17 protein-coding genes are annotated in these 18,204 nt (G+C 41.0%); 8 read left to right on the forward strand and 9 right to left on the reverse strand.

The window, feature by feature from the left end; translation table 11 throughout:
* Positions 1-3: 3 nt before the first annotated feature.
* The 4 genes from J8Z24_RS20315 to J8Z24_RS20330 all read right to left on the reverse strand — a co-directional run bounded on the left by J8Z24_RS20315 (position 4) and on the right by J8Z24_RS20330 (position 4,347).
* Entirely contained in the window at positions 4-1,335 is a 1,332-nt protein-coding gene (locus J8Z24_RS20315) for an ABC transporter permease (RefSeq protein WP_176032669.1), read from the reverse strand.
* A 9-nt stretch (positions 1,336-1,344) separates the two neighbouring features.
* Positions 1,345-2,034, reverse strand: a complete 690-nt coding sequence (locus tag J8Z24_RS20320) for an ABC transporter ATP-binding protein (RefSeq protein ID WP_125252560.1) — start codon at positions 2,032-2,034, stop codon at positions 1,345-1,347.
* A gap of 12 nt (positions 2,035-2,046) precedes the next feature.
* The gene (locus J8Z24_RS20325) at positions 2,047-3,318 is read right to left on the reverse strand and encodes an efflux RND transporter periplasmic adaptor subunit (RefSeq protein WP_128731473.1); all 1,272 of its coding nucleotides are present in this window, start codon (positions 3,316-3,318) and stop codon (positions 2,047-2,049) included.
* A gap of 222 nt (positions 3,319-3,540) precedes the next feature.
* Positions 3,541-4,347, reverse strand: a complete 807-nt coding sequence (locus J8Z24_RS20330) for a chromosome partitioning protein ParA (protein ID WP_176032668.1) — start codon at positions 4,345-4,347, stop codon at positions 3,541-3,543.
* 92 nt (positions 4,348-4,439) lie between these two features.
* Here J8Z24_RS20330 and J8Z24_RS20335 point away from each other — a divergent pair, with 92 nt between their 5' ends.
* A complete protein-coding gene (locus J8Z24_RS20335) occupies positions 4,440-5,339 on the forward strand; it encodes a response regulator (protein ID WP_128731475.1) in 900 nt (299 codons plus the stop codon).
* Here the strand turns inward: J8Z24_RS20335 and J8Z24_RS20340 are convergent.
* Positions 5,331-5,774, reverse strand: coding sequence for a hypothetical protein (locus J8Z24_RS20340; RefSeq protein ID WP_128731476.1), 444 nt, complete (start codon positions 5,772-5,774; stop codon positions 5,331-5,333). The two genes, J8Z24_RS20335 and J8Z24_RS20340, sit on opposite strands and share 9 nt — an antisense overlap.
* 345 nt (positions 5,775-6,119) lie before the next feature.
* A complete protein-coding gene (locus J8Z24_RS20345; RefSeq protein WP_241651649.1) occupies positions 6,120-6,359 on the reverse strand; it encodes a hypothetical protein in 240 nt (79 codons plus the stop codon).
* A gap of 207 nt (positions 6,360-6,566) precedes the next feature.
* Here J8Z24_RS20345 and nhaR point away from each other — a divergent pair, with 207 nt between their 5' ends.
* On the forward strand, positions 6,567-7,457 hold the full coding sequence (gene nhaR, locus J8Z24_RS20350; protein WP_128731477.1) for a transcriptional activator NhaR: 891 nt from the start codon (positions 6,567-6,569) through the stop codon (positions 7,455-7,457).
* A 12-nt stretch (positions 7,458-7,469) separates the two neighbouring features.
* On the opposite strand, the gene J8Z24_RS20355 is transcribed toward nhaR, so the two are convergent.
* Positions 7,470-8,183 carry a LytR/AlgR family response regulator transcription factor gene (locus J8Z24_RS20355; protein ID WP_147390719.1) on the reverse strand — a complete coding sequence of 238 codons (714 nt, stop codon included), beginning with the start codon at positions 8,181-8,183 and terminating at the stop codon, positions 7,470-7,472.
* A 286-nt stretch (positions 8,184-8,469) separates the two neighbouring features.
* Between J8Z24_RS20355 and J8Z24_RS20360 the strand changes: the two genes are divergently transcribed.
* The 4 genes from J8Z24_RS20360 to J8Z24_RS20375 all read left to right on the forward strand — a co-directional run bounded on the left by J8Z24_RS20360 (position 8,470) and on the right by J8Z24_RS20375 (position 15,309).
* Entirely contained in the window at positions 8,470-11,313 is a 2,844-nt protein-coding gene (locus J8Z24_RS20360; protein ID WP_128731479.1) for a TonB-dependent receptor plug domain-containing protein, read from the forward strand.
* Positions 11,314-11,666: 353 nt separating this feature from the next.
* On the forward strand, positions 11,667-13,466 hold the full coding sequence (locus tag J8Z24_RS20365; protein WP_252095752.1) for a tetratricopeptide repeat protein: 1,800 nt from the start codon (positions 11,667-11,669) through the stop codon (positions 13,464-13,466).
* Positions 13,467-13,484: 18 nt separating this feature from the next.
* Positions 13,485-14,645, forward strand: a complete 1,161-nt coding sequence (locus J8Z24_RS20370) for an aspartyl/asparaginyl beta-hydroxylase domain-containing protein (RefSeq protein WP_252095753.1) — start codon at positions 13,485-13,487, stop codon at positions 14,643-14,645.
* A gap of 385 nt (positions 14,646-15,030) precedes the next feature.
* The gene (locus tag J8Z24_RS20375) at positions 15,031-15,309 is read left to right on the forward strand and encodes an Rdx family protein (protein ID WP_125252550.1); all 279 of its coding nucleotides are present in this window, start codon (positions 15,031-15,033) and stop codon (positions 15,307-15,309) included.
* A gap of 526 nt (positions 15,310-15,835) precedes the next feature.
* Here J8Z24_RS20375 and J8Z24_RS20380 read toward each other — a convergent pair.
* Positions 15,836-16,318, reverse strand: a complete 483-nt coding sequence (locus J8Z24_RS20380) for a GNAT family N-acetyltransferase (protein ID WP_176032664.1) — start codon at positions 16,316-16,318, stop codon at positions 15,836-15,838.
* Between the two features lie 133 nt (positions 16,319-16,451).
* Here J8Z24_RS20380 and J8Z24_RS20385 point away from each other — a divergent pair, with 133 nt between their 5' ends.
* Positions 16,452-16,973: a chalcone isomerase family protein gene (locus J8Z24_RS20385; protein WP_176032663.1), complete on the forward strand. Its 522-nt coding sequence runs from the start codon at positions 16,452-16,454 to the stop codon at positions 16,971-16,973.
* A gap of 2 nt (positions 16,974-16,975) precedes the next feature.
* On the forward strand, positions 16,976-17,512 hold the full coding sequence (locus J8Z24_RS20390; protein WP_147391280.1) for a DUF3833 domain-containing protein: 537 nt from the start codon (positions 16,976-16,978) through the stop codon (positions 17,510-17,512).
* A gap of 88 nt (positions 17,513-17,600) precedes the next feature.
* Here the strand turns inward: J8Z24_RS20390 and J8Z24_RS20395 are convergent, their stop codons facing one another.
* Entirely contained in the window at positions 17,601-18,068 is a 468-nt protein-coding gene (locus tag J8Z24_RS20395; protein WP_125252546.1) for a GNAT family N-acetyltransferase, read from the reverse strand.
* Between the last annotated feature and the right edge of the window lie 136 nt (positions 18,069-18,204).

An 18,204-nucleotide genomic window follows, 5' to 3' on the forward strand; every position in this document is an offset into this window, starting at 1 on the left:
CTCCTATAGGCTTTTCAGCTGACTAGATGGTTGCACCTTTGCTGCATGCAAAATAGGTAACAAGCCAAAAGCCATCGCGCTAGTAATAGCCAATACAATAGTCATCACCACAATACCAAATGTCATTTCTAACATTTCGGCATATAGATGACTATAGAGCTGAGCCGTTACCACCAAACCAAATTGTGCCAGCAACAACCCTAAACCACCGCCAAGCAGTCCCACAATGCAAGTCTCGATGGAAAATTGCGCGACAATATCTTGTTTAGATGCACCAACAGCCCTGCGTAAACCAACCTCACCTGTCTTAGTGTGAAATTTTGCTACCATCATCGCCATGCAGTTGAGTAAACATACACCAAGAAACGCAAACGCAAGCCACAGTGCTATATTGCCGTCCTCTTTCTGTACTTTTCTATCAACTAGATCTTCTTTGACGTTGAACAACTGATGTAGTGGCTCGCGAAGAAAACGTCCGTACTCTCGCTGCTCCATCGAGTAGCGGTGCAAAAAATCAAGGTAGCGACTTCGATCCGCCTCAGACGCTAGCTCCACCCAATATGAAACCCACACACATTCTGATGCTAATATTGCTGAAAAAGAATCGTCAGATGGTTCTTTCCAGCATAAGAATGAGACGTCTGAACTTGTCCACAACTCATTATTAATTTGAGTATTAAATGGAATAATAATATCTCTTGGTTTGTTATATGCTCTCACTCGATAGTCAAAAAACTTTGGAATAGGATACCAATCATCAGTCACACCAACTATTTGATAAGAGGACTCACCAATAAGTAAAGACTTACCAACTGAGTTTTCTCCAAGGAACAGCTTGTCATTCAACTCTTGGCTAATCACTGCAACTTGTAATCCTTCTTTATCAGCAACTTCATCCCATGCCCCGCCAAATTTAAACGGTACATCAAACATGCTGAACATATCGCGATATGCACTTCTGATGGCAGTCATTTTTGCTTCAGTGACAGGTTGCGTAATGCCGCGAGTCATCATCTTAAAACCACCAAGTGGGGTCTGTCGCACACCTTGCTGAGCATTTTGCAAATTCATTGCATCTTGGTAAGTAAGAATCGTTGGAGGGACTTCCTTACCTTTGGCAATATTAAATGGCTTATCTGGTCCAAAACTATTCAGACGAACATTAAATAATTTTTCACTCTTGGAAGGGATCGGGTCTTTCGCCAGCAAATAGCTTACCGTATACGTCGTCATTGCAGCGCCAATGCCAATAGCAATAGTGATAATCATTAAGAAGGACAAAAACGGCGTCTTTTTTAAAGAGATAAGCGCTAATTTAAGATAATATCCAAGCATAGTTATTCCTTACGCTATCGCTTTTTCAATTCTCTTACCTTCGCTCAATATACCATCGCGGATCTCAATAACCCGCTGTGCTCTGGCTGCTTGATTAGGGTCATGGGTAACCATCACAATACTGGTGCCTTGGGCATTAATATCTTCAAGTAATGCCATGATCCCTTCTGCCATTTTGCTATCTAAGTTACCCGTTGGTTCATCTGCTAACAAAAATGATGGTTTACCTGCAATTGCCCGTGCTATCGCAACCCGCTGCTGTTGCCCACCAGATAACTGTGCTGGGTAGTGATCCCTGCGCGATGCCAGCCCCACTTTCCCAAGCGCATCCATAATACGTTCATGGCGCTCTTTTGAAGATAATTTACGGTAACGTAGCGGCATATCTACATTGTCATAGAGAGTTAGCTCTGGAATTAAGTTGAAGCTCTGAAATATAAATCCTACTTTTTCATTTCTCAGCTTTGATTTTGCTTTATCACTTAAGTGTTCAACATTAACGCCATCGAGCTCATAACTTCCCTCACAAAAATCTTCCAACAGCCCTGTAATATTCAAGAAGGTGGTTTTACCTGAACCAGAAGGGCCTATTATTGCCACAAACTCACCCTGCTCAATTGTAAGGTCAAATGGCTGTAACGCTTGAGTTTTTATGGTGTCAGTATGATAAGCTTTTGAGAGATGACGCATCGACAGCATAGTGCTAATCCTTTATTGAATAATTTTCACACTAGGGGCATCTTTAAAAATCCGAGCATCTGACGTAATGACCTGATCTCCGACATTCAACCCCGAGAGCACTTCAACCTGACCAATACTTCTCAATCCTATCCGTATTGGTGTTTTAATCGCCGTGTTTTCCTTTACCACATATGCAAACTGGCCATTATATGCTTCTAAATACTGCCCATGCGGCAGATAAGCAATATTCTGTTTTTGTTCTATTATAATGCGGCTGGTTAATCTTTGATTTTGCCGAAGCCCTTGAATAGCACCTTCTTTGAATCTGATTTTCCCAGCAACGCGGCCGTTTTCTATTTCCGGAGAGATGGCAACAATTTCTCCCTCGTATAACTGACCGCTTAAGTTGATTTCAGCGAGCATCCCAAGCGCTAAATCGTCAGAGTAGCTCTCTGGTATTTGCACTTCGATTTCATATTTTGAAAGGTCTACTACACTTAGCAAAGGTTGATTTTTCGCGACAGAGTTCTTCTGCTCTACCGCTAAGTTGCCTATCAAGCCACTGACAGGTGACACTATCTTTAAAGCGTCAACTTGACGCTCCAACTCTGCCACTTTTACTTTTTGTGCTTCAAGCTCAAGTTCCTTAGTTCGGATCTCAAACTTTTGACTTTCTTTTTGTAAATCAACTTCTTTTAAAGCCAGAAGATACTCACGTTTAGCATTTTCCAGATCATCTTTCGCTTTTTGATAGTCAATATCACTTACAACTTGTGTTTTCAGACCGTCTTCTGAACGACGCATCTCTCGTTTTGCAGCATTGAGCACAACGGTTGCTTTGCCCAAATAATTCTCTTGCGCCAGCTCTTGCTTTTTAGCTTGAATGATCTGTCGCTGCAACTCGGTATCAAGCCGATTTAACTCAGCTTGATGCTGAGCAAACTCACTTTTTAGCTCTGGGCTATCAATCACAGCTAAAGTCTGTCCTTCAATCACACTATCGCCTGACTCAACCAAATAAGTCACCGTCCCCTCAGCAGGGCTATAGATAGTTGGACGCCTTGCGGCAACGACCTTACCTTGAACAGAAATATCGCGAACAAAGTCACCTTGCTTAACTGCTGAAATATGTATTTTGTCACTGGAAATTGCACTCTGACCACTAAGCCACTGACCAACAATCGGCTCAAGCAAAAAAAGAAACGCTACGATAAAAGCGCAGACTATGCCGATAACTATTTTATTTTTTTTAGGTTTTTCAACTACCGAGTCTTGTGCACTCGTATCGGGAATATAAGCCATGTATTAATCCTTTTACCAACACCTACGTACTTACAACACACACAATCGCAAAGTTGCCATATAGCCCGCTTACAGCTTTGATATCGGCTCTATAACATGTTTATTTTTAAGACCTTTTTTAATGGTAATGTGTTATGTACCGACGGTAATTTAGGTAATCTAAGTTAGTAAACCTTACATAAACCCGAAGCAAAAGTCACGCATAATAAAACATTTTGTTAACTATTTAGTTTGATTTTTGACAACTTCTAAATATCTACTTTCTATGAATTTCTTTTCTTTGGATAGGTGCTCTAGCGCATCTCTTGTCTGCTCGAGTTCTTTTTGGATAGCTTGAAGTTTTGGACCGTCTTCAACTTCCTGCTCTTGAACCATCAATTGTTGGAGAGCTTGGCTTTGCTCTGCAATTTGCCTTTTATATTCATTAATAGTTTGAGCCATATCTTGGCGCTCTTTTTCAAAAGTAGCTACAAGCTGCTCTAGCTCCTGCTCAGCTCCCCCACCTGACGTTTTAGACGCTTCTAACTGCTGCTTAAGGGACTCATTTTCTTTTTGCAGTTCATCAGTCGACCTATAATGATCGTAAAGTTTTTGCCGAGTTTCTTTTAGTCTATCTAGGCTCTTGGCAAGGTCTCCCCTTAATTTTTTAATTAACCGATGGGATTTCACTAATTTGCTGTTGAGGTCGTCTATTTTAATTTGCTCTTCAGCTGTGATCTGTCCTTGTGTTGATAGGCGAAGTTCCGCAAGTTGCTGCTCCAGATTTACTTGCAAACTAGCAAGCTCATGAATCGTCTGCTGATTATCTTCCACAAACCTCATTGATTTATTAATTGCTTCTCTACAGTGCTGCAATAGATATTGTTGTTCCGCATTGGTACTAACATTAGCACCACTTGTCTTGGTAGCAAATAACCTAAACTCTCTTAGAATAAGTAATAGAATATAAAACCAAAAAGCTAATATTAGTAATCCAAAGTTTACCGCCAAGTATACGAGTACATCGGTAGGTAGTTTGTCAAATAGCATATCGGACACCTATTTATTTCTCTTATACATTTTAGTATTGGTTAAAAATCGTGCCTATAATAAATCTATATTTTTCAATAAAGTGGTTTTTTGTGAAGATATTGCTCGTAGACGATAGTGCTGCAACGCTGGAAATTATAAGTCGCGGCTTGGCGCGCTTTAGATATCGTAAACTGTTGATTAAAAAGGCTCAGAGTGCAAAAGAAGCATTAAAAATTATAGGTGCTTGGCAACCTGACATTGTACTTACCGACTGGCACATGCCAGATATTTCTGGGTTAGCATTAGTTAAGGCGATAAAACAAAAACGACTCGATATAACCATGGCGATGGTAACCACCGTAGACGACCAAGCGCAAATTAAGCTCGCCTTAGATTACGGTGCAGAGTTTGTGTTATCTAAACCTTTTGCAGATGACGACCTGCACAACAAAATAATGCCACTGGTTATCGCCGCGGAAGAAAACAACAAAACAAGACAGATCCATACACTGCATAAGGGAATCCCACTTCCACAAGTCGGTCAATTAGAAAAGCTAATGAATAAGCATATTGACTCTGAACTAAGACTCTATCAAATTATGAAAATGGAATATGATGCTGACAACTTACCTTGCATGATGGTGGCATACGAAGATCCCAGCAGCCAAAAAGTACGCGCTATCGGAGTGTTTGATGTTTATGCTATCTGTGTATTAGCAGCCTCGGCAGGGCAATTATCGGATCAAGCGGGTTACCAAGCAGTCCATCAGCAACAAATTACCGATGATATACTTAGCGCTTGCCATTCTGCCTTAAACTCAACGTCATACGCTTTTTTAGATAGTATTACCAGAAGAAGCTTACGGGTAAAAACCTTACAACTGGTTTCTAAACCATTTCCCAAACTTAAACGCTTATACAAAACAGCTGACAACATGAGAATAGACTTATGTTGTCAGCGTCCCAACATGGCTCAAGGTAAAATATTATTGGTAGGGTTACTAGGCTAGCGCTTTTAACAAAATGCCAGGGTCAGTGATCCCCGCTTCTTTAAGCGCATCTTGGATGTTTTTCGTCAGTTCAATCACCTGATTCTGCATCGCCATGATGTATTCAAGCTTTTGTGTCACTAATTCAGCTTTCATTTCTTCGGGATATGAATCGCTCGCTTTGAGTTTATCTAGCAATTCTTGTTCTTCTTTTATTTTCTCTCTCAACTCTTCAAGCTTTTCAACCATTTTTTGAATATGTTCAGGTAAGGCAGCTTCATCTTGCTCCTTTTTCGCTTCTTCTCCAGATAATTTAGCCATTTCCTCTTCTGATAACCGAACGGGCTGGGCTTGACTGGGTTGTTCTGCTTGAGATGACTTTTCAGTGTCTGGATCAAGTACCTTTTCAGGTATTGCAGAGCGCGCGGGACTGTGAATTAAAAAATTAACACTCATTGTTACTGACCGATATGATTTCCTTGAGTATATATTATCGGTAATTATTCTGAGATCTTTAGAAAAAAATAGTTGACTTTTACCTTACTAACAAATTAAAACTTGCTTCAAAAAATTGAAGGAATTAAACGGTGAGAACTTTATTCCTTCTCACAAAACAAAATATGTCGCTGGAGGCTCAGGTTCAGTCGGTTGCAATCACCGTTCAGAATTCAAGCAAAGTTGCTGGATAAAGTAAGTATCTGAGGTAAATGCGGGATTAATTTAGCATCCCGCGTGCTACAAAAAATTGCGTGGCATCCTTGCCACTGCAAGTGCTTGGGAACGGAATAACTTAATCTTGGGCTAGCGACTAAGTTTAAAATAATTCTCTTTCAATATTTTTTTACTATTCTGGAGTGCGCGAGTGAGCGCTTGTAACAAGGTTTTTCCCTTCGCTTTTACCTTTAACGTCGGTAGTCCCGGCAGCAACAGTTCTACGTGACACAGCGTAAAGTTACCTGTATGACCTTGCTTTTCGACTTTTACATTCACCTTGCGTATATTCTTTGTGTAGCTGTGTAACGCACTATTTATGAGTTTCATAAATGCTACTTTGTTTGATGCCGCTATTGGTTCATTGACACCTATCAGGTTTAATTTCATTGTTACCTCAGTCCACCAAATCAACTATCCATCACAAAACGTCAAGTTCAATAACGAATACTTGCGCTGTATGCCTAAATCTACTAATGTTCAAAAAAAGATAAAAGCTGATTATATCTAACTAAGCATAAGGTTTTTACGAACAGTATGAATATTAACTTCAACCATCTTTATTATTTTTGGCAGGTCAGTAACGAAGGTAGTATCGCGGGTGCAAGTAAAGTGCTACACCTCACACCGCAAACGATTAGTGCCCAACTATCAAGCCTAGAAGAAAGATTAGGAAAACCCTTGTTTATCAGAGAAGGGAGAGGGCTCAGATTGACGGATTTTGGTATTTTAACCAAACAATACGCAGATGACATGTTTTCAATAGCAAAAGAATGGCTAGAAACGACCCAAGATGGTGCAGCGGCTATGCACAGAACGTTGAAAGTAGGTATCTCAGATGCAATTCCAAAATCGCTTGTGTCAAAATGGCTCGCACCATTAATTGAAAATGAACAAGTTGCCAACCTCCACTGTATTGATGGTCAACAGTCAGAGCTATTAGCGCAAATGGCTACACATAAGCTTGATATTGTACTTGCTGACAAACCACTAGACAGTCACTTACCGTTTAAAGTTTTCTGTCATGAGATTGGCAAGAGTCAAATCGGCCTTTATGGCTCTGCTGCAATTTGCGAGCGGCTCCGTGAAAATTACCCTTTTTCTTTACAAGCACAGTCTATCATACTACCCGCGAAAAACAGCCCTGTGACCAACTCTATTCAATACTGGTTGCAAGATCAGAATATCGAAGTCAAAGTATCGGGTCATGTTGACGATAGTGCGCTAATGAAGGCTCTAGGTCAGCAAGGTTTTGGCATTTTTCCAGCGCCGCTTTCTATCAAGGCAGAATTGCAACGTCACTATGGCGTAACACTGCTAGGTACGATAGAAAACACCTTTCAAAACTATTACGCGTTTACCCCTGATAGACTGGTAAAAGACTCAATATTTAGCGAATTTGTTCATTTTGCAAAAGGTGTTAGCTAACCGTAATGTCTGCTAACTATTCACCTGCAGCAATGCCGCTAAGTTTTGCCTATAACGTCTAGATAGATGGAGCAAGTCACCATTTTCTAATATGACATCATAATCACCATTGTCTCGCGTCTTTAGCTCTGTAATGGCGTTTAAATTGACTAAAGACGACTTATGGATCCTTGAAAAGCCGTAGGTTTTTAAGTTTTTTTCCATCGCAGACATGGTATCACGGTGTAAAATAGAGCGCTGTCGATTGAGCATATGTAATTCAACATAATTCCCAGCCCCACCAACCCAGGCTAACTCCTCTACTTTGATTACGTGGATATGACCTGAATCTTTTACTATCAATCGTTTGGCTGGTAGGTAGTGATTTTCTGACTCGCTTGATACTTGCATCAATGCAGCGTAGGTGAGGTTAGCTATCAAGGAGTCCTGTTTTGTCTGGCCTTTAAATGTCAGTTCAGACTGGCTTTTTAAGCTGGTATTTACACCAAATTTAATCGTAGGTATTTCAACTCCCTGCTCAGTCAACACCAACAACATGTCTGACGCTTCTATTCCAGAGTCAAACAGAAAGCAGCTTATTTCACCCCCTCTTATTGTTTCGATAATATCAACAACATCATTATAATATACAAACCGAGAGCTAATATCGGAACTCTTTAATCTTGTACTCATTTCAGCCCCAAGCTCAGATATACTGGAGGGCATCAAAATTGTCATACTTTTCATCTGGCACCTTATATACGCAAAACCGAGTAAAATAAGATACGTTTCCTTATATCTCACGTCACAAATATTAACATATTATTGTTATAAATTGTCATAATGTAATATGCAAATAAATTTTGATCTTTTTTTTCTCGCCTGTTGTCACTACTTTCCTTCACCTTGTGGATCTCAGCTAGCATAATCTGAACTTCCATCATAGCCTCGACCTGATACTAATAAGCCTTTGTAATGAGTTTGCAAGCTCAACAGAGGTATCAAAAACAAAACATACTAATCAGGGGATATCATGAAGCAATTTAAGCGTTCTAAAGTGAGCATGCTTATCACTTCTGCGTGTCTGATAGGCGGAAGCTTAGGCTTGCAAGCATCAGCAGAAGAAGCAAACGACGGTGCAGTAGAAGAAGTAGAAAGAATTTCGATTACGGGCTCTCGTATTCAACGTGTGGCGTTAACAGCTAAGACACCGGTTATCGAATTAGACGGTACAGAGTTTGCTATGTCTGGAAACCTCAACGTCGAACAGAAGCTTGCTGAGCTGCCGCTAACTGTACCTTCTTTTGGACCAAGTTCCAATAACCCTGGTGATGGTACCGCTCGAGTTGACTTGCGTGGTCTGGGTGATGAGCGTACCTTGGTTTTGGTAAATGGTCGCCGCTGGGTTCCAGCAACACAAACAGGGGTAGTTGACTTAAACACCATTCCTGCTTCTTTGATTGAGGGTGTAGATATTATTACCGGTGGTGCTGGTGCGGTATACGGTTCTGACGCACTTGCTGGTGTTGTAAACTTCCGTTTGAAAGACGATTTTGAAGGTGCTGAAATTTCAGCGCTGTATGACATCACAGAAGAAGGTGATGGTGAAAAATTCAACACTGACCTAACTATTGGTGGTAATTTTGCAGACGATAAGGGCAATGCAACAGTATATATCGGTTACGCAAAGCGCGAATCTATTTTCCAAGGTGATAGAGACTTTACCAGTGTAACACTAACGGAAGGTGAAAATGGCTTAGTTCCTGGTGGTTCATCAGGTATTCCTGGCACTCGTATATTTGCAGGCCCAACTTTACCTAATGGTGATACATTAGGACGTTTTGGTCCAAATGGCGAAGGCTTACCTTACACATCAGCAGACGCATTCAACTATGCACCAGATAACTACCTTCAGTTGCCTCAAGAGCGTTTAACGCTTAACTCCTTTGCACATTATTACGTGAACGACGATACACGTTTATACAGTGAACTGTCCTTCATCCGTAATGAGGTACCTTCGCAACTAGCACCTACACCAGCTTTTGTAAACAATCTTGTAGTCAACCCTGATAGTCCATTCTTTGGTGCTGATGTACAAGCCGCAATGAAAGCTTTGGTCCCTGAGCTTGATGATGAAGGCGAACCAACAGGCAACATGATCAGCCAGTTAGACGCAAATGGTAACTTCACTTTTGCAACTATCGGCCGTCGTATGGTTGAAAACGGTCCTAGACAAGTAATTGACACACGTAACGCCATGCGTTTATTAGTTGGTGTTGATGGCTTTATCGGCGATTGGGCATATAACGCTTATTATAGCCGCTCAGAGCTTGACCGCTCGAACCTTTTAAATAATGACGTTTCTGAGTCTCGATTCAGACAAGCGATTTTAGTTACTGACGACGGTACTGCCTGTCAAGACCCGTCTGGTGGCTGTGCACCAATAAATATTTTTGGTGAAGGTAATATTTCGCAAGCAGCCATTGATTTCGTTAATGTTGGTGCATCTAACGTCACAAATATCAAGCAAGAAATTTTCCACTTTGATATTGCTGGTGAATTGCCATTCACAGTTCCATCTGCGGATATGCCTGTAGGCTTTGTAATTGGTTATGAGAGCCGCTTTGATGACTCAAGTTTCCGTCCAGATGAGTTTTTGGCATCTGGTGATGTACTAGGCTTCAACGCTGGTGAACCGACTGTAGGTAACTACAGTGTCGATGAAATTTTCACAGAAATTGATATTCCGTTAGTTACTGATGCTGCGTTTGCTGATGATATTACACTATGGTTTGCAGGTCGTGTTTCTGATTACTCTAACATTGGCAACGCTTCCTCATTTGCGACAACCATTAACTGGACGGTAAACGAGTACGTGTCATTCCGTGCAGGTTATCAAGAGTCAGTACGTGCACCAAATATTTCTGAACTATTCCAAGGTGCAGCTAACGGCTTCCCAAGTGCAACTGATCCTTGTAGTGTTGATGGCTTCGTAGAAGGTCAAACAGACAGAGCACTATGTGAAGCGCACGGTGTTGCTGCATCTCAAGTAGGTGTATTTGAACAAGCAAATGCGCAAATTGAAGGTAGCTTTGGTGGTAATCCAGACCTTAAAGAAGAAACTTCTGAAACGGTTACGCTAGGTCTCGTTATTACGCCAACTGAAAATTTTGACGTAACAATTGATTACTTCGATATCACGATAGATGATGCAATTGATGTGTTAGGTGGTGGTGTAAATAACATTCTAGATGTTTGTTACAACCAGCTTAAAGATCCTAACTCAGAATTCTGTAAAGCAATCGTACGTCGTCCTGACGGTAATGTTGACTTAGTAACAGCGCTAAATGCTAACATTGCAGAGCTAGGTACTAAAGGTTATGACATTAACTTTAACTGGACAACTGAGCTTGGTTTTGGCATCGGTAATAATGGCTCGGTGCTGAACATTAACTCTAAGAACACTATTCTTGACGAGTACTTCCAAACTGCTAGTGTAGGCTTTACCGATACTGTTTATTGTGAAGGTAAGTTCGGTAACACCTGTCTTGTACCTCGCCCAGAATTCCAGAGTAATAACCGCTTCACGTGGACATCTGGTGATTTAAGCCTGTCGGCGCTAGTTCGCTACATGAGCGAAGTGGATGAAGATACGGGTACAAATACCATTGTACCTGTGTCAAAAGCCGAATGGTATGTCGATCTGAGTGCCAGCTATCACTTCAGCGACAATGTTCAAGCAACATTTGGTATTAAAAACGTGCTAGACACTGAGCCAACACCACTAGGTGATGCTCAGCAACAAGCGAATACCTTCCCTGAGCTGTATGATGTAATCGGCCCTCGTTACTTCATGAGTGCGGTTTACACATTCTAACCAGAACGTAATGTATTGAAGGGAGCTAAGGCTCCCTTTTTCATTATTTGATTTAAACTTAAGCATATTGACATGAGCCTAACTTTTCTTCACGCTTATTTTTAAAGCTGTTGGTTTATTCCAACTATGCTAACGCTCTAGTCAATACGAAGAAGCAATACTCTTTTAGATTCATTAATTTCTTATGTAGCCTGTTTTCGGGGTAAGAAGTTAGTTAATCAACCTTGAGCTGAGGCTAATCCTAATGTGTAAATTGGCTGAGGTAGTTACAACAGGGAAAGCCGCTGTACTAATGTGTGGCGAATTCACCTATTTTGCGTGCCGAAACGACTTTTAAAATAACAACAATACAAATGCAAACGAATGAAATGAACACCACGCTGAAAAACGCGCTCAATCACATTCAAGCAAATCAGCCAAGTCAGGCTTTATTTATGCTTGAAAAATTTGCCCATTCCAACCACCCAGACATTCACTACCTTATTGGTATTTGTCATAAAGCCCAAGAAAACTGGCCTCTAGCTATTTCATCTTTAAGCACCGCGTATAAGTTATCCCCCCAAAAATCAGAAATCCTAAGCCATATTGCTAAATGCTACTGGTTATCGGCCCAATATACTCAAGCCGAAGCGCATTATTTACAAATAGCGAGCAACCAGCCCACACACCAAGAAACAATAAAAAACCTTGCACTACTTTATCTTGAGCAAAATAAGTTCTCAGCTGCTGAAAAATGGGCTATGAAAGGCCAAGGTGCCGACCGTAGTGGACAGTTTACGAAAATCCTTGGAGACATACACAAAGCCCAAGATAACCTTAATGAAGCGATAAAGTGCTACTTAGCGGTACCACAAGATGCACCAGTAGCTTTTCGAGCCATTCATAATCTTGGTTTATGTTACAAGTTACAGACAAAGTTTGAGTTGGCTATCCAATGTTTTCAGTTTGTACACACACACGCGCCAGAGCAATATGAGCCACTGTACAACCTAGGCGATTGCTATTTTGCCAACGGTCAATTTCAGCTTGCACAACAAGCCTACCAACATGCCTTAAAAGTAACACCATATAATACGACAGTGCACAAAGCACTCAATGAGCTTTATTGGCAAAATGGTCAGCATGAACTATTTGCGATAAGTATAAAGGAAGCGTTGTATACGGCGACAGATAACAAACGTGAACTGAAGGAGTGTTTAGCAGAGCTGTATTGGAATACTAACCAATATCAAGCATGTAAAGCTTGTATAACAAATTCAGGGTTTGCTTCTTCATCATCTCTAATGCAGACACTTCTGGGTCGCTTAGCTGCCAAAGAAGAGCGTTTTGATGATGCCTTTCAACACTTAGATAACGCCAACAAAATAACACCTGAGCATGACCGATTATGTGAGCAAGCTAAATTTGCGCTGCAGTTGGGAAATTTTGATGTCGCTAATCAATTACTTTTAAATGTACTCAAACAGCGGCCAGACTCACAACTTGCGCTTGCTTGGCTGAGCGTGCTTTATCGGGCAACGGACGAGCAGAAGCACCAGCATTTATGCGATCCAAACTTTGTACTTACCACAACCCTATCAGCGCCAAAGGGTTATGACAGCAATGAAACCTTCTTACAAGAGCTTGAAGCTTGCCTAATTGCGCTTCATCAGGGAAAGCAAGCTCCCAGTGAGCAGACCTTGGTCAACGGTTCGCAAATATCGGGAGGCCTCCTAAATAGAGACATCGATATTATTGCAAAAACTAAAACACAATTATTAGCCGATGTCGATAGGTGCCTTAACCAGCTAAGTGCAGAGCAAGATCATCCTTTTCTAGCTCATTTGCATAGTGAGAGAAAAATTACAGGCTCTTGGTCTGTTAAGCTCAGTGAGCAGGGGTTTCATGTTAGCCATATTCACCCTGCAGGTTGGATAAGCGTCGTGCTATACATCAATACACCCGAAGACGATAGTAACAGCGGTCTCATTGAATTTGGCCGCCCACCATTGGCGCCACCATATGATTTTCCGCCATTCAAATCGGTCAAACCGAGGCGAGGCCAGATTGTTATTTTCCCTTCTTATTTTTGGCATGGGACGCAACCTTTCCAAGCAACAGACAGTAGTTATCGCATGACGCTACCTCTTGATATTGGCATTTTAAAAAATTAATACAGAGATAATATTTTAATGACAACTAAGCCTGCTCAAACGCTCAACATCGACGCTCTGCTAAAGCCGATTTTAAATCTTGAACCACAAACTAAGTGGCCAGCACTATTAGGTAGCTTACTATCACAGCATCAAGACAATGCTGAGTTATGCTATCGTGTCGCCGTGATTCTAGAGCAAATCGAGGCTTTCAAAGAAAGTGAAGCTGCCTATTTTCAATGCCTTGAACTCGCACCAAACAATTATTTACTGTACTTATATCTTGGCAATTTACTCGAGCAACGGGGCGAAGAACATACAGCGTTAATTTGTTACGCACTGTGTGAGAGGTTAACTGGCAATTTTAAACAACTACAGCTTCCAAAGAATATGACGCCACAAACGGTAGAACGCTTTAAAAACGCTTGGCAGTGTATGGAGCGTAACCTCGCTGTCCCCAAAGGCTACAGAGCGGCCAGATGGGTACAATACTCCAGCACTCCCTTTACAACACCTCAAGCACCACATTTGTTCTATGTAACGGATCTCGATGCTCGACCTATATGGCCTGCTGAAACATTTTCTTGGTATCAGGAGTTTATGGATTGTGTGCCCGACATAATTACTGAGTATAAACATGCAATTCAATCGCTTTCTTCGCATTTAACCCCTTATTTATCCGGCAAAATATATGAAAATGAATTTCCAAAGCTCGCTAATAGCGATAATTGGCAAGCGCTTTCTCTGTTTAAAGATGGTAGCGAAAACCATGCAATCTCTAGTCAGTTTCCAAAGTTAAAGCAAGCACTAGAGAATGTGCCATGCTACGGCCTAACCAATACACCTTATGAAGTATTCTATTCAAAGTTAGCAAAAGGACAGACAATTACACCACACTATGGACTTTCTAATCATAGTTTGACCGTTCACTTGGCAATTGATATACCAGACGCGTGTTACTTAGAAGTCAATGGCGAACGTGTACTATGGCAGGACAGCTCTCTTACGATATTTGACGACTCGTACTTACACATGGCACATAATGGTGGCGACAAAGACCGTATCGTCCTTATTTTTTCAATATGGCATCCGGCGCTTACCTTGGCTCAGCGCTCGGCGATTCAAGGCGAGTTCAGTACTAGGAGCGAATGGAACGCTAACCTAACAAAAAGATTAATTAATTATAAAAATAATCACTAAATTAGCAACATTCGTCACGATTTGACCACAGCTCAACACAAATGGGTTGTTAACATGTAAATTTTCCGTAACTTATAGTTTGACCTTAACATTGAGGTCTCCCTGGATAATTGCGGGGGGAGTCCCCCCGTTTTTTTCTCGACATTATTATTTTCATCTCATACTTTTTACTTTCCTGCAATTTAATGTGTTACATAACTCAAGGTGTGATTAAGCTGCTAGTCAATCTATATTGATAAAAATTATGTTACTGCTCACTTTACCTCACGTTCATCCTAGTATTGTTTGTGACGCTCAACAGGGAGTCTGGTAAACTTACCCAAGCCAGCCTCAATGCAACTCCCAGCACAGGCACATACACAAACAATCAGAAGTAAAGTCAACTATGAATAAACCCACTATCACTATTCACTACTGCGTGCTCTGTCAATGGATGCTCAGAGCAACATGGCTAGCCCAAGAGCTGCTATCAACTTTTTCTGACGACCTTCAGCAAGTTGCCTTGGTTCCTGCGAGTAAAGGCGTATTTGAAATCTATTACGACAATACATTAATTTGGTGCCGTAAAGCTGATGGTGGTTTTCCTGAAGCCAAAATACTAAAACGAAAGGTTCGTGATTTGTTAGACCCTTCACGTGACTTAGGCCATGTCGATAAACACTGAGACACGGCATAAACATTAACGGCTTCACCTAACTGAGAGTCTCTAAGTTGGTCTGGTGATCCGTAAAAAATATCAGAACACTCATTGTATTTTATTTAACCTAAGACTGGATGAGGAATGTTTTAGCTTATTGCTTCTGCAGCACATCTTCATTCTTCTCCTTGTCTAGCCAGAGAGTTTTAGGGGAAATACCACGTCCTCTCTGGCCAATGTATCAGCAGGCACTGACTGCTAGAAAGGCATTTAATTATCCGCAGCTCAGGTTACTTAATACCAATTATTTTAATTAAGTGGTCTATTTTGAGGCGAGAAAATCTTGTCGATAACACCGCTTCCGCGTCCTGCTCACGCCGAGGCACCTACGTCCTGTAGGCAAGGCAAAAATTTTGCTATTTAGTTGTTCTAAATAAGAAACCTTTAACTTGGTTAACGCAATGTTTACAACCTCAAATTGAGCAGGTATTAAGTCAAATTGGTATAATATAAGATGCCCGTGAAAGAGAGCACAACTTGTCCAGCCCCCAGACTATTCGTCTTTTGCAAAATCGAGCAACGCCTGTCCTGATAAACGATAAATAATCCATTCACTCTGGGCTTTAGCACCGATACTCTCATAAAAGTCTATTGACGGCTTATTCCAATCAAGTACTACCCATTCAAAACGACCGCACCCTTTCTCTAACGCTAACTGTGCTAAATACTTCATGATCCCTTTACCTGCCCCACTGCCACGTTTATCTTGAGAGACATACAAATCTTCGAGATATAAGCCGTGTTTACCGAGCCATGTAGAGTAATTAAAAAAGTAAACAGCAAAGCCGATAGCGACCCCTTCTGACTCGCAGATCACACTGTGTGCTCTGGCATCTGCGCCAAATAGCTTATCTTCAATTTCAGCTACGGTATTCAATACAGCATCAGGCTCTTTTTCATACGCAGCCAGCTCATTGATAAAGTGTAAGATGGTTTCTGCATCTGTGATTTTGGCAGGGCGAATAGAGATGTTCATTGTTACTCCAATAATCAGGTTTCACCCAGCTTAACAAATAATATGAAAAGATAACAATGAGACAAGCAACCAAAGTGAACAAAGCAGCACTTTCATACGTAAAGGTAAGCATTGTTGAAATTGGAGAAAATCAATGCGAAGGACGATCCTTTTTACTTTGTTGCTGCTACTTAGCAAGTTAGCCACTGCCAGTGAAAATGTAATAGCAAACTTTATCGAAAACCCAAAACAAGTTGGTCAAACTAGTCGCATGACATATCTTTTTTGGGATGTGTATGACGCGAGTCTTTTTGCTACCCAAGGTAACTTTTCTGCCACCCAACCATTCGCGCTCAAGTTGCAGTACCTTCGCTCATTAAATGGTGAAGACATTGCCAAACGTTCTCTCGAAGAAATGCAAAAACAAGGCTTTAATGATGCTGAGCTCGGTGATCAGTGGCTCACAATAATGAACAATATATTCCCTGATGTGAAAGATGAAACGGTGCTTCTTGGAATTAAAACAGCACAAGACCATACTCTGTTCTATCACAACAACGAATTGATAGGCGAAGTCAAAGATCCAGCTTTTACCACCTGGTTTTTTAATATCTGGCTCGGTGAAAAAACCACAGAGCCGCAAATGCGCAACGAGCTGTTAGGCCTAAGGAGATAGTTATGCGTTTAATTTTCAGTTCACTGATAATATTGTTTTTAACCGCATGTAGTACAGGAATTGAGGGGGCTAAATACACCTCACTGACGCCAAAATTTGACCCTTATGACTTCTTTTTAGGAGATGTAAAGGCCTGGGGCATAGTTCAAGACAGAGATGGAAATTTAGTACAACAGTTCACCGTAGATATCAAAGGCTCAATCAATAACAGCGGCCAGCTCGTACTCGACGAATATTTTGAGTACCTACTCGGGGACGGTGTAAAAACAAGAGTTTGGACCATTAGTAAAGAAGCTGATAATCAATATTCCGGTGTTGCTGGTGATATTCTTGATAAAGCAACCGGTGGTACATTTGGCAACGCCATGAATTGGCAATACAGAATGGATCTCCCTGTTGGAGACACGAGCTATGAGGTTAAATTTGATGATTGGATGTGGTCATTCGACCAATCAACACTCATTAATCGCTCTTATATCGAAAAGTTTGGGATTGTCATGGCTGAAGTCACTATCTTCATGCAAAAATCAAAGCCATAAAAACCACGCCAAATACGGAGCTTTAGTTTAAGTAGCATTGACAACATGGTTAACGTAATAGCGGTTACGTTAACCACTTTCCTACCATTTAGTTGCCAGTATTTAGGGATAGCGACATAAACACACTAAGTGGGTTGTCGCGATACATACCAAAACGTTCACAACGCTCAAAACCTAAAGTTTCATACAAGTTGATAGCACTTGTTTGCTTTGAACCTGTTTCTAAGCGAATAAGTGGAATTTGCGCTTCACCAGCGTAATGAAGTAAAATCTGCATAATCCGTTTGGATAGCCCCTTCCCCCTATAGCTCGGCTTTACGTACAGCCGTTTAATCTCGCCATAAAGCGTTTTATCAAACTGCTTAACGATAGCTCCACAAGCAACTATACCGTCATCATTTTGTAAACCTACAGCGTAGACATTAGGTTGATTGATCTCTTCCACCGATAAAGATTGTGCACTTGCGATTGGATATAAGCTATTCATAAGCTTATCTATTTCAGAAAACACCGACATTACTTGTGGATCATCTGATTTTAGCTGAATTAATTGCATACCTGCCTCTGAAAACTAAGGCCTATTTTATGATGTCCATATAATATGGACGATATTTTCCTAACCTGAGATTAAGGTAAAGAGGTAATAAAAACGTTGTTTTTAAAGCTCACTTTAAACAGCACTTTCGTCCACT

Origin of the sequence: Pseudoalteromonas sp. SCSIO 43201, assembly GCF_023716725.1 — a bacterium.
GTDB lineage: Bacteria > Pseudomonadota > Gammaproteobacteria > Enterobacterales > Alteromonadaceae > Pseudoalteromonas > Pseudoalteromonas peptidolytica.